This window comes from Nocardia exalbida NBRC 100660, assembly GCF_000308575.1.
Lineage (GTDB): Bacteria > Actinomycetota > Actinomycetes > Mycobacteriales > Mycobacteriaceae > Nocardia > Nocardia exalbida.
The window spans coordinates 15358-28534 of sequence record NZ_BAFZ01000161.1 but is presented as its reverse complement, the minus strand read 5'-3'; the positions used below and the strand labels follow the sequence as shown (position 1 = coordinate 28534).

The following is a 13177-nucleotide window of genomic DNA, read 5'->3' as shown; positions in this document are numbered from 1 at the left end:
GTGGTTTACGACGATCTCTGGTATCGAAGGTGATGGGGCTGCTGGTCGGGACTGATTCCGGCGACAGCGGGCCTGCCGCCGACCGAGGTGACCCGCCGCATTTCGACGCCGGCGCGGCTGGTCTCAGGACAAGGGTCTGCTTTGTCGCGGATCAATGTGCCTTTCAAGAATTCGGTGGGGTCCGGTCCCACATCCGACGGGAACAACTCCCAATGAAAGGTCGCGTTGGTGTGCGGCTCGTTCGATCCCGCGAAGCACGGAAAGGGACTGCTGTAGCCGGTCCGCCAGGCCCCGTTCTCGAGCACGAACATCGGAGAAAAGACGGCGCGAGGATCTTTGCGTGGATCTGCGCGAGGATCCGCTTGTGTCGTTGCGGCGCAGCGGTCGCCGCGGCGCAGACAGATGGTGTCGTATCGTTGCCGGAATCTATCCGGTGGCGGGGAATTGGAACCATCGGGTGTCGAAGCGTAGGTGATGGTTACGTCGTAAGTACCGCTGATCAGCGCGGGGGGCCGGGTGTCGACACGGTCGGGAATGGTGTCGGGCGGGACGACGGCGACCTTCGGGTCGATCTCGCCGACGCGGACAAGCGTCATCCCCGCCTCTTGGATGTACGCGCAGGGCCCGCCGGCGGAGCCGACGTAGGTACCGGCCCAGGACGGGTCGCCGGATCGGAACTCGAGTCGCTGCCACGCCGAGACGATCTGGGGTGCGTGGGTAATCGGGCTCTCGCAATCGGTATCGGGCTGCGGCGGTACTTCTCTTGTGATCATCCATGCGCCGTCGCGATAGTCCGCGACGAACTGAGTCGGGGTCTTCTCCGGCTCGGACGGGTTCTGGCTGGTTATCGAGGCTACGCAGCGTTCACTGTGCGATGGGCAGTCCGAGCGGACCGACCACACCCGGGTAGCAGGAGGGCCGTCGTCCGGCTTCCCGTTTATGGTTCGGGGCGTGTAATTGATCTCGTACTTGCCCTCGAAGGCCATCTCAGGCTTCGAATTCTGGGCCAGCCACCAGATCCCGGCCGCCGTCGCACCAGCGATCAACACGGCGACCACAGCCACCGCTACCCGGATGACAGGCCGTTTACGTCCGGGCGGTGCGGTGCCGTCTGGTCTGATCCTCCCCGATTCGGAGCTGATGGGTCGCAGGCCACCAAAGTGCGCGAAAGGTCCGGCGCCGATCGTGGACTTCTGATCCGTGTCTGGTTCTGCGGAGGGGATCGGCGGCGGTGTGCCGGGCCGGGCGCTGTGACCGTCGAAGCCGGGTGCCGAAATTGATGCGGGGATCGTTCCGGCGGCGACCGCGGGGGCGGTGGTGAGGGCCCGGCCTGCGGCGGTTGCCAGCTCTCCGGCGGTCGAGTAGCGGTCGTCCGGGTTCTTCGACATGCCCCGGGCGACGACATCGTCGAACCCGACCGGCAGGCCGAGCCGCCGCACGCTCGGCGCAGGAGGGATGGCAGTCAGATGCGCCGCGATCTGTTGTTCCGCACTGTTGCTCGGGTAGGGCGGGAGTCCGGTCAGGCATTCGCACAACACGCAGGTGAGCGCGTACACGTCGGATCGAGCGTCGGCGACGCCGCTGGTGAATCGCTCCGGAGCCATGTAGGCCAACGTCCCGATCATCGTGCTGGTGCTGGTCAGCGGGGTATCGCTGGCCGAGCGTGCGATGCCGAAGTCGATCAGATACACGAAGCCGCTGTCGGTGACCAACAGGTTGGATGGTTTGACGTCGCGGTGCACCAAACTTTGCGCGTGCGCCGCATCCAGCGCCGCCGCAGCTTGGGCGATCACAGCGACCGCCATCTCCGGCGGCATCGCACCATCGCGGTTGAGCAGGGTTCTCGCGTCGGCGCCATCGATCAGGCGCATGTCGAGGTAGAGGTGACCATCGATTTCGCCGTAGCCGTGGATCGGGACCACATGTGGTTCGCGTAGTTGAGCGGTGTCGTGAGCCTCGCGTCGGAATCGCTCCCGGAAGCCGGGAATGACGGCGTACTGTTCGGGCAGCAATTTGATTGCCACGATTCGGTCGGTGACGGTGTCGTAGGCCCGCCATACCTGGCCCATGCCGCCCTCACCGATCAGCTCGTGCAACTGGTAGCGACCGAACGCTACGCCGTTCACCGATCACCTCCCACACGGATGGATCGCCTTCGCTATGAAGGATCAGCATCGTGAAAAGGTCGCATATCGATGATATCGGCCCCGACCTTGCGAGTGCACACTGTCGCGACGCCCGCCTTTCCGCGAAGCCACCGGCCACAGCGACGGGAAACCGTCCGTTGTAGCGATACGCGCTCACAGGCCGAGTAGCAGGGGGCGTTGCGGGAATACCTTCGGCGATCAGCGCCTGCAATAGTGTCGCGCGGGCGCGTGGTCGGACTCGTGGACTTCTTGATGCCAGATGTGGATCGGCCTCGGCCGCTCGCCCGGCGAGCCACCCCCCGCTCGGAGGTGGGGCTCGCCGGACGTGACGAACCACGGCGATCGGATCACCCGGCCAGGCGCGCCTCGATGGCCTCGATGATGCGCGGCCGCAGTTCGGAGGCGCGGATGACGGCGTCGACCGAACCGACCTCGACAGCGCGCCGGATATCGTGCACGCGGTCGAATTCCGCGGCCACATCGGCGAGCTTCTCGGTCCGGACCGACGACCGGATCTCGTCGAGTTCCGCGGTCAAGGACGCGCGCTCGGTGCCGGATGCGTTCGCGGCGCGCGCTTCCAGGTCCCGCACTCGCGGATCGGCCGCGGTGCGGGTGTCGACCTCACCGGCGAACACCACCGCGGCGGCCGGAGCGCCACCGAGCACCGAGGCGAAGGAGCCCTCCAGCGCGAGCACGGTCATGTTCGGGTTCAGCGCCTTCGAGAACACCACGAACGCGCCGCCGTGATACCGGGAGATCACGCAGAACACGATGGGGCCGCGGAAGTTCACGATCGCGCGTCCGATCTCGGCACCGTACTCGAGCTGCAGCTTCCGCATCGATTCGGGCGAGCCGTCGAAGCCGGACAGGTTTGCCAGGACGACCAGCGGTCGATTACCACTGGCCGCGTTGATCGCCCGCGCGGCCTTCTTCGACGACCGTGGGAACAGCGTGCCCGCGGTGTAGGTGTCCGGGCCGTCGGTGGACGGGAAGCCGCGGCGCGGCACACCCCGCGACTCGATGCCCAGCAGGCACACCGGGATGCCACCGACATGCGCATCCTGCACCACGGCGGTCTCGGCGTCGGCCATGCCCGCCCACCGCTCCAGCACCGGGTGGTCCTGGTCGGACAGCGCCCGCATCACGGTCCGGATATCGAACGGCTTCTTGCGGTCCCGGTTCTTCGCGGCGGAGAAGATCTCGCCGACGGTCGTGAAGTCGCTGTCCGCCGCGACGTGCGGGAAGTCGGAGACATCACGATCGATGGGGTCGCTGGTCTGCGCTCGCCGCGGCGCCTGCTCGCCGGGCGCGACGTAGGTGTGGTCGTAGTGCGACATGAGCACGTCCCGCGCGGCGGTCAGGTTCGGCGCCCAGTACTGCGCCTGCCCGTTGGGGCCCATCACCCGGTCGTAGCCACCGATGCCGAAGTTGTCCTCGGCCGACACACCGCCGGAGAAGTCGAGCGCCTGCTTGCCGGTGAGCACCATCGCGGAGTCCGGCGTCATCACCAGGATGCCCTTGGTGTGCATGAGCATCGTCGCCTCGGCGTTCCAGTACGGCTGCGCGCCGACGTTGATGCCCGCCACCACGATGTTGATCTCGCCGCCGTCCTGGGTGAACTCGACGATGCGCTTGAGCGCCGCCGCCACCCAGTCCATGTTCTCCGTGCCGGACCGCATCGAGATCCGCGCGCCGGAGGACAGCGCGTACCACTCCAACGGCACCTGCATCCGTTCGGCGAGGTCCAGCGCGGCGATCACGCGGCGGCACTCCGGCTCCGACAGCGCGCCCAGCGACTTCGTCGGATCACCGAGCAGCGCCACCCGCGTGACGCCCTGCGGATGCCGCTCGGTCGGCGTGGTGACCACGCCCGCGACGAGGGCCGCGGTGTTGCGTCCCTTGGGCCGGTCGACCGGTACCAGCCTGTGGTTCTCGTCGAGGTCGTACTCGGCGAAATCACCGAGCAGACCGGTCAGTTCGTAGGGGTACACGGTGTTGCGGCTGCTGGCCCGCAGCACCTTCTGGCGATACTCGTCCAGCGGCTCGACCGGCTCGTCGGTGGGCTCGCCGACGGTCACCTCGGTGCTGCCGGTGGCGCCGAACGAAATGCGGACGGCGATCTTGGTCAGCTCGCCGGTGCCCGGGTCCCGCTGCCGCGCGATGAGCAGGATCTCCTCCAGCCCGGCGCCCGCGGCGGTGGGCAGCACGTGTCCGCCGATGGTCTGCAGCTCGGCCCGGGTGACGTCGATCGGCGGCCAGATGTACATCACGATGCGGTTGGTGTTGAACCGTTTCGCCGACGGCCGCTGCGACTGTGCCCGGCGGATCGAGTCGACGCAGGTGGCGATGGTGCTCTCGGCGGTGGGCAGCGCGAGCAGCCTGCCGTCGTGCTCGCGCAACGCCGCCAGGTCACGCACCTGCGCGAACGCGATGAGCCGATCGTCGGCCGGGTTCTCCTTCGCGACGCACCGGAACAGGTAGATCTCGTCGTCGTCCGAGGACGGCAGCCTGGTGAGGTCGAACTTGCGCAGCCGCTCCAGCTGCATCCGCTGCGCGATGTAGGGATGCAGGCCGCGGATCAGCCGCTCCTCGGCCATGCCGGTGGCCGACGGGCGGAAGGTGAAGTGATGGTGCATCACCGCGCCGCCGCTGCCCGCGACCGTTGCGGTGATGCGATGCACCTGGCTCGGCCACTGGTGGGTGCCGATGACCTCGTGCAGCGCCGCCGCCATCGCGTCGAAGTCGCCGGGCTGCTTCTCCCAGCTGAGGTAGATGTCGGCGTCGATGGACGCGGCGCCAGCGGCCAGTTCGGTGAGCCCGCGCAGCGCGGTGTCGAGCGCGTCGAAGCTCACCGCGGTGGACACCAGGCTCGAGCCCGCTCGCTCGGCGATCACGAATGTGCAGCCGCCCACCTCGTGGGTGTGCACGCCGGTGAGTCCCTTGTTGCCGTAGTACCGGCGGGTCAGCACCTCCAGCATGACGGTGTGGTCCGGGTAGCCGCGCTCCAGTCGCTGGCCGAGCAGTCGCACCAGCGGTTCGGTGCTGCGCACCATGTCGGAGATGCGCTCGCCGCGATCGGGGGAGTTCGGGTGCGCGTCCAGGTGGCGCAGGTGCCTGCGGACGTTGGTGTACACGCGGGCGCGATTACGCCGCAGCAGGGGCTGGCCGTACCAGGCGAACACCAGGCCGCGGGTGAGATCGGCGATCACGGGGAAGCGCACCTGAGTCGTGGCCACGAGCCGCTCCAGCACGAGACCGACGGGCTCGCGCAGCGCCCGGTCCGGAACCGGCTCCTGCAGCCACTCGCGCAGCAGTGTGGTGATGACCGCGGCGGTGTCGGACGGGCGTTGCTGGGCGAGGAAGATCCGGAAGACCGCGGCTTCGAGGTCGGGGGTGCGCTCCAGATCGGTGATCCCGTAGTGCCCGAGCGCCAGGGCGAGCTTGGCCTGGTAGGACTCGGGCAACCCGGCCCGCTCGACGTCGAGGCTCTGCAGATAGGTGTGGAAGTACTCGCGGGCACTGTGGACATGGCCCTGGTCGCCGTCCTCGTCCCACGACCGGTTGTGGGTCAGTTCGGCGAGGTCGGCGAAGACCTGCACCAGCTCGAGTTCCTCCGCCAGCGGCCTGCGGTTGTCCGCGATGGCAGCCCGGCGCGCGGTGAGGTATTCGTCGAGCACCCGGCGGTCGTCGTGCGGGTCGACGTCGAAGCCGAGCAGCAGACTGCGCAGGTCCTGCTGACCGCGGGTGGTGCGCTCGTGCGGCTCGATCTGCCCGGGCTCGCCGGGCAGGTCCAGTTCCACGGACTCGGTCGCCGCGGGGGCCTCGGCCTCGTCGTCCTCGGCGATCGGCTCCAGTCGCAGCAACGGCGCACCGGTCTCCACCTGGGTGCCGACGGAGACGCCGCACTCCTTCAAGCGAGCGCGGAACGGCGCGCGCAGCACCGTTTCCATCTTCATGCTCTCCAGCACGAGCACCGGCGCGCCCGCCTCGACCTCGGCGCCGACCTCCAGCGGCGTGGCGACGACCAGGGCGGGTGCGGGGGAGCGGACGATACCGCCTTCGTCGCGGCTGATCCGATGCGTCACACCGTCGACGTCGATCAGGTGGATCGGCCCGTGGGTGCCGATGGTCAAGCGGTAGCGGGCGCCGTTGACCACGATCTGCCCGGTGTGCCGATCGAAGCGCTCGAGGTCGACGTCGGCCGTGCGGATTTCGCCGCAGGCCTCGATGCCGATGCGGAACCGATGGGCACCGATGCGCGCGACGCGCACGCGGTAAGTCGCGCCGCGCAGTTTCAGATCGAGCGGCCTACCGCTCTCGTGCTGTACCTGCGGACGCCCACCGGAGGCGGTGGACAGCAACCGGTGCCGCTGAACCCGCTCTTCCTCCTCGTAGGCCTCGATGGCGGCGGTCGCGAGCGCGACGGCCGAGTGGCGATGCGAGACGAGACGGCCCTCGCCGCGGACGCGGTCGATCCAGCCGGTGTCGGCGCTGGCGTCGATCACCTCGGGCTGGTTGAGCAGGTCGAGCACGAAGCTCTTGTTCGTCGCGCCGCCCTCGATGACCACCCGGGTCTGCGCCACCGCCCGGCGCAGCCTGCCCAGCGCTTCGTCACGGTCACGGCCGTAGGCGATGATCTTGGCGATCATCGAGTCGAAGTCGGCGGGAATCGTGTCGCCCTCGCTGACGCCGGTGTCGACGCGGATACCCGGACCGGCAGGCAGGTTCAGGCGCGCGATGCGGCCCGGGGCGGGGGCGAAATCGCGGTCGGGGTCCTCGGCGTTGAGCCGGGCCTCGATGGCGTGCCCGCGCTCGACCGGGGGTTCGCCCTCGAGCCTTCCTCCTGAGGCCACCAGCAGCTGCGCCCGGACGAGGTCGAAACCGGTGGTGTATTCCGTGATCGGATGCTCGACCTGCAGGCGGGTGTTGACCTCGAGGAACGCGAAGAGATCGTCACCGGGGTGGTAGAGGAATTCGACGGTCGCTGCTCCGCGGTAACCGACCGCGATCGCCAGCCGCTCGGCCGAGGCCTTGAGTTCGGCTGCCTGCTCGGGGCTCAGCACCGGTGACGCCGACTCCTCGATGATCTTCTGGTTGCGCCGCTGTACCGAGCAGTCGCGGACACCCAGCGCCCACGCGGTTCCCTGGCCGTCGGCGATCACCTGGACCTCGACATGCCGAGCGCCGGTGACGAGCCGCTCCAGGAAGACCACGCCGCTGCCGAACGCCCGAGCGGCCTCCTGGCGAGTGCGCTCATAGGCGTCGACGAGTTCGGCCTCATCGGTGATCACCCGGATACCGCGTCCGCCGCCGCCCGCGGTCGCCTTCAGCATCAGCGGGTAGCCGATCTCGGCCGCGGACGCCAAGGCGGCGTCGACGGTCTCGACCGGACCGCGGCTCCAAGGCGCGACCGGCACGCCGACCTCCTCGGCGATCAGCTTCGCGCCGATCTTGTCGCCGAGCTTGCGCATCGCCTCCGGGCTGGGGCCGATGAAGGTGACACCGATCTGTTCGCACAGCTCCGCGAACGCCGGATCCTCCGCGACGAAACCCCAGCCGACCCAGGCGGCGTCGGCGCCGGTCTCCACCAGCGCACGCTCGAGCGCCTTCAGGTCCAGGTACGGGCGCTCGGATGCCGGGCCGAGGTCGTAGGCGATGTCGGCTTCTCGCACGAACGTCGCGTGGCGGTCGACGTCGGTGTGCAGGGCGACGGTTTCGATCGGCAGCGCGGTCTCCGCAGCCAGATCTCGGACGGCGTGGATGAGGCGCATGGCGGCCTCGCCCCGGTTCACGATGGCAATGCGGCTGAACACTTGCCGGTTCCTTCCTCTCCTAAGCGTTGGCCCGGTCGGGCGAGGTGTGCGACACCCGGTCTCGCGTAGTGTGCACCTTTATCCCAGATATCTACACAGCGTGCGGGTGTTACCCGCACGTAGAGTTTCGAAGTGCCCGCTCGAGGCGCCGGTGGGCGGCCGTCATATCCGGATGATCACAGCAATCGGCATTCCGCACCCGGCCTGGCCGGCTCCGCGTAGCGTTCCTCCCGCAGTGTGCACGTTCTCTCCTGAGCAACCACGCAGTTTCTGCTCGATACCGCTCGGACGGCCCGTCCGGGACGGTTACCGATTCAGATCGCACGGAACCAGGACAAGGAGATCGTCATGAAAGCCACACGCCTCGTTCGTCTGGGTCTTCCCCCGTTCTTCGCCGCGGCGGCGGCCCTGTTGTTCTGTCCGCCCACCGTCTCCGCGCAGGAGATGTGGAGCTACAACTGTTCGTCCCATTCGCCGGTGTGGGAGGGCAGGGTGACCGCTCTGGACTGCACGGCGTCCGACGGTGCACCGATGAGCGGAGAGATCACGCAGCCGTTCCGGGTGAACGGCGGCGAGATCGTGAGCTGCTCGTCCGGATGGGCGCACCTGCCCGACGTGATGGGCAAGGAATGCGGACCCGCGCCGATGCAATAGCCGGTCGACTGCTCGGCCAATGGGCCTTGCCGCTTCCGGCAAGGCCCATTCGCTTTCTGCTACCCGGCTGGGCTGGCCCGTTGACCACTACCGAGAGCCGATCCGGCGCATGGTCGAGTGCGCTCGGAGTGTTCGTGCCCCGGCGAAAGAAGTGGTCGAGTTCACCGGTCGGGGTCGGCGCGTACATGTGATCGCACCCCTTGCAGACCGAACAGGATGAGAAGCTCGACCGCTCCGCCGTCGGCGCTGCCCAGCCAATGCGGCAAGGAAGTATCGAATTCGGCCGCCTCACCGGGTGGCAGCGTCAGGTCGCGCTCGCCGAGCACGAGCCGCAAGCGGCCGTTGAGCACATACAGCCATTCGAAGCCTTCGTGCGTCTGCGGTGTCGGTTCCAGCGGTTCCGGTCGCGCGGGGATGATCATCTTGAACGCGTGGACTCCGCCCGGCCGTCGCGACAGCGGCACGAAGACCATCCCGAAACGCCGGATCGGTTTCAGGTGTATCCGGGGATCGCCGGTGCGCGGGGCGCCGACGAGGTCGTCGAGCGGAACGTTGTAGGTACGAGCGAGCGGCAGCAGTAACTCGAGGGTTGCCCGGCGTTGCCCGCTCTCCAGTCGGGACAGCGTGCTCTCCGATACGCCGGTCGTCGTGGCGAGATCGGCGAGGGTGATTCCGCGGTCGCGCCGCAACGCGCGCAGCCGAGGCCCCACCGCGTCGAGCACGTCGTTTGTTTCGCGGTCCATCAGCTCATCTTGCCGAAACGGCAAGAGTGCGTGCCAATGCGTGGTGTGGCTACCGAGACTGAACGTGTTCCGACAGAAGGAGTCTCGAATGAGCACCACCGACGCCGTCACGTTCTGGAACGGCCTCTACGCCGACCTGCCCGCGGCCGCCGACCCCCGGCCGAACGATCTTCTCGCCGAGACGGTCTCGTGTCTGTCACCCGGCGACGCATTGGACCTCGGATGTGGTGAAGGCGGCGACGCACTGTGGCTGGCCCGTCGCGGATGGCACGTCACCGCCGTAGACATCTCGGCCGTCGCGGTCGAGCGACTCATCGGCCTCGCGTGCTCGCACGACCTGGGCGATCGCGTCGCCGCCGAGCGGCATGACCTGCGCGAGTCCTTCCCGCGGGGCGCGTTCGACCTGATCTGCGCCCACTACCTGCACACCCCGTTCGACCTGGATCGGGCAACCGTCCTGCGCGCAGGCGCGCACGCGCTGCGTCCGGGCGGCCGGCTGCTGGTGGTCGACCACGGCTCGACCGCGCCATGGTCATGGAACCAGGAGCCTGACCTCCGGTATCCGACCCCGCACGAGGTCGCCGCGGGAATCGGGCTGGACCGGGCGAGCTGGAGAGTCGAGCGGGCCGACGCACCGCGGCGAAGCGCGACCGGACCGGACGGGCGCACTGCGGAGGTCACCGATCACGTCCTGCTCATTCGCCGCACCGCCTGACCCGCATCCAACGAAGGAGACCAGCGTGCCAACCACCGCGCGACGCCACGACACCCCGCCGCCCCGGACCGGAGGCAGCGAAGCCGAGATCCTGCGCGGATTCCTCGACTACCTGCGGGCCGCGATCGCAGCGAAGGTCGACGGCGCCCCCGAACCACGGGTGCGAACAGCCGCCGTGCCGTCGGGCACGAACCTGCTCGGCCTGCTGAATCACCTGACCGTCGTCGAGCGCTCCATGTTCCTCGGGGACGAGGTCACCGATTGGCAGGCGACGTTCCAGGCCGCACCGGCCGACAGCGTGGCCGATGTCGTCGCCCGCTACCGGGACACGGTCGAGCGTGCGAACGAGATCCTCGACGAATGCACCGATCTCGGCGCACCCGTCCCACGGTCGCGACCGGACCGTCCCGCTCCTACCCTCCGCTGGGCACTCACCCACATGATCGAGGAGACCGGCCGCCACGCGGGCCACGCGGACATTCTCCGCGAACTGATCGACGGAACGACCGGCCGCTGACGTCTTCTCCAGGAAAAGGAACACATGATCACCGCGACCCCGTGGCCGAGGCACTGCCTCCTCCGATCCGCGCGCGCGATCGCTACCGTCGCGCTCACCCTCGGGATGACGATGGGCGCGGCAGCCTGCGTCACGACCGACCCCGACGTCGCCCCCTACGCTGCCGCCACCCACGGCGACCCCGCGTTCGAGGACACTTTCCGGCACGAATTCGCCGAGGCCGACGGAGTCGGCATGCACTATGTGACGGGCGGTAGCGGTACGCCGGTCATCCTCATCCACGGCTGGCCACAGACCTGGTACGGCTGGTGGCCCATCATGCCCGCACTCGCCGAACACCACACCGTCTACGCCGTCGACCTCCCCGGACTCGGCGACAGCACCGGCTCACCGACCGGCTACGACAAGGCCACCCTCGCGCGATATATCCACACCCTCATCGCCGACCGGCTCGGGGTGCGCGACGCCCGCGTCATCGGCCATGACTTCGGCGCCGCCGTCGCCTTCCAGTACGCCACGCAATTCCCCGCCGACACCGCACGCCTCGGCTACCTCGACCTGCCGCTGCCGGGACCCGCGATCGATGCGCCCACATACCGCTCACTGAGCTGGCATCTCGCCTTCCACGCCCAGCGGAGGGTCCCGGAAACGGTGGTCGGCGACGACGTCCGCGAGTATCTGGCCCTCTTCTACCCCCAAGTCTCCTTCGAGGGAACGGCATTCGGCGGCACATCCGAGCGAGCCCCCTTCACCGATGCCGAGATCGACGAATTCGCACGTACTTACAGCAGACCCGCGGCTCTGTCGGGTGGCTTCGAGCTGTATCGAGCCCTCGACGAAGACGTCCGCGACACCATGGCGGCAGCACCGACGCATGTCCCCACCCTTCTCATGACCGCCCAAGGGCAACTCGATGCGGTCCGAGCGACAGTGTCCCCGCGCCTGACCAATATCGTGCGAGCGGTGGATGTGCCGCGGGCGGGACATTGGCTCGTCGAGGAGAACCCGGAGTTCGTCACCGCGGAACTGCAGCGCTTCCTCGACTGACGACATCGCCACCGCCGGCTCGGGGTGCCGGACACAGCACCCCGTGCCTTCGATGGATGGCCGCCGGACAGCACGATCACCGGCGAACGAGGTCGAAGACGAATCCTTCGATCGTGATCCCCGGCGCGAACGAGAACGCGATGCCTGCCGAGATCGGCTTGTCGGCCCCGGTCTGAGCGGAGATCCGTTCGAGCACGAAAATCAGCGAGACGCTCGACATGTTTCCGTACTCACCGAGAACCTTCCAGCTCGCCGACGAGGCTTCCGGCGGGAGGCCGAGCGATCGCGCGGATTCGAGCAAGATCTTCGGCCCGCCCGGGTGGATTGCCCACACATCGATGTCCGACTGCCGCAATCCATTGCGGCGCAGAACGTCTCCGACGACGGGAGCAACGCCGTTGTAGATGTACCGGGGTACGTTCTTCGACAGCTCACACGTGATGCCGTCGTTGTTGACGGCGACCGCGATGCCGTCCTCGGTGGCCTCGAACAGATGAGTGAATTGGTCCCGGATGACGATCGTCCCGGCTTCGGTCCGCTCGTCGCCTCGGTGCGCCCCGATGACGACCGCGCCGCAGCCGTCCCCGAACAGGCTGCCGCTCACCGCGTCGTTGGCGTCTTCGGCGGGGACGGCATGCACCGAGTGGAGCTCGATGCACAAGACCATCGCCTTCTTGTGCGGGTTGGCCCGGACGAAGTCCGAGGCGGCGCGAATTCCGTTCATCGCTGCCGCGCAGCCCATGAAGTTGACCACCAGGCGAGCGACCGACCGAGGCAGTCCGAGGTCTTCGACGACCGCGACGTCAACGCCGGGCGCGATGAGGCCGGTGCTCGTGGCGAAGACGAGAAGTCCGACGTCGGCCGGGTCGACACCGTCGAGCGCGCGCCGCGCCACATCGACCGCCAGTGGAACGGCATGGCGGTAGAACAGGCGCATACGGTCCTGGATCGTCGCTGCTTCACCACTGGGTGCGTGGATGCGGGCATCCAGCGGGTCGACCGCGAATCTCCGGGTGTCGATCATGGTCTTGCGAAAGATGCGTCTGGTCCGGTCCTGCTGCTGCTGATCGGTGAACTGCCCAGCCATCGACTCCGCCGCGAGGGATTGGTCTAGGACCAGGCTGGGCGAACCGGTCGCAATCGCTTCGATGACGGGTACGGTCGTCGTCGGTGGCGCCGACATACGGATGTTCTCGCGCGCTTGCGCGGCAGTGCGGGTGAGAAGTGCCTGGTCGAGAGCAGATGTCATAGAGCCCGATCTTCCTCACTTGAACGCTTCGGCGATGTGCCCTCCAATCATCGGAGAGCAAATATGCGGCAACTACCCACCCAGGGGTGCGAATTTCCACCCCCGAGGAACTTCTCCTCGGTAGCTCGCCTGCTCAGCGTCTCGCGGTCCACGATCTACACGTACTTGCCCGAATTCGGGCAAACACCGCGACCGAGTCTCGAAACCCGGGTGTAGCCGCGCGCGACGGACCGTAGATTCTCGTCGTACCGACCACATTGCATCGACAGACAGGACCTGGATGCTCTTTCTG

At 68.0% G+C, this 13177-nt stretch carries 8 protein-coding genes; 4 read left to right on the top strand and 4 right to left on the bottom strand.

All coding sequences use genetic code 11. The features are described 5' to 3' along the window. Positions 1 to 5 precede the first annotated feature (5 nt). Complete coding sequence (locus tag ON29_RS34185) at positions 6 to 2126, bottom strand: serine/threonine-protein kinase (protein ID WP_051175811.1); 2121 nt, start codon at positions 2124 to 2126, stop codon at positions 6 to 8. Between the two features lie 368 nt (positions 2127 to 2494). After that, the gene (locus ON29_RS31470; RefSeq protein ID WP_040871852.1) at positions 2495 to 7960 is read right to left on the bottom strand and encodes an ATP-binding protein; all 5466 of its coding nucleotides are present in this window, start codon (positions 7958 to 7960) and stop codon (positions 2495 to 2497) included. Between the two features lie 348 nt (positions 7961 to 8308). Between ON29_RS31470 and ON29_RS31465 the strand changes: the two genes are divergently transcribed. Continuing rightward, positions 8309 to 8614 carry a hypothetical protein gene (locus ON29_RS31465; protein ID WP_040871851.1) on the top strand — a complete coding sequence of 102 codons (306 nt, stop codon included), beginning with the start codon at positions 8309 to 8311 and terminating at the stop codon, positions 8612 to 8614. A gap of 161 nt (positions 8615 to 8775) precedes the next feature. On the opposite strand, the gene ON29_RS31460 is transcribed toward ON29_RS31465, so the two are convergent. Further along, positions 8776 to 9357 carry a helix-turn-helix domain-containing protein gene (locus ON29_RS31460; RefSeq protein ID WP_040871850.1) on the bottom strand — a complete coding sequence of 194 codons (582 nt, stop codon included), beginning with the start codon at positions 9355 to 9357 and terminating at the stop codon, positions 8776 to 8778. 88 nt (positions 9358 to 9445) lie between these two features. Between ON29_RS31460 and ON29_RS31455 the strand changes: the two genes are divergently transcribed. From ON29_RS31455 to ON29_RS31445, 3 genes are read left to right on the top strand one after another with little or no spacing between them, the layout of a single operon-like run. After that, a complete protein-coding gene (locus ON29_RS31455) occupies positions 9446 to 10072 on the top strand; it encodes a class I SAM-dependent methyltransferase (RefSeq protein ID WP_040871849.1) in 627 nt (208 codons plus the stop codon). A gap of 25 nt (positions 10073 to 10097) precedes the next feature. Then, positions 10098 to 10589: a DinB family protein gene (locus ON29_RS31450; RefSeq protein ID WP_040871848.1), complete on the top strand. Its 492-nt coding sequence runs from the start codon at positions 10098 to 10100 to the stop codon at positions 10587 to 10589. A 24-nt stretch (positions 10590 to 10613) separates the two neighbouring features. Continuing rightward, a complete protein-coding gene (locus ON29_RS31445; RefSeq protein WP_040871847.1) occupies positions 10614 to 11636 on the top strand; it encodes an alpha/beta fold hydrolase in 1023 nt (340 codons plus the stop codon). 76 nt (positions 11637 to 11712) lie between these two features. Here the strand turns inward: ON29_RS31445 and ON29_RS31440 are convergent, their stop codons facing one another. After that, the gene (locus ON29_RS31440) at positions 11713 to 12885 is read right to left on the bottom strand and encodes a type III polyketide synthase (protein ID WP_040871846.1); all 1173 of its coding nucleotides are present in this window, start codon (positions 12883 to 12885) and stop codon (positions 11713 to 11715) included. Positions 12886 to 13177 lie beyond the last annotated feature (292 nt).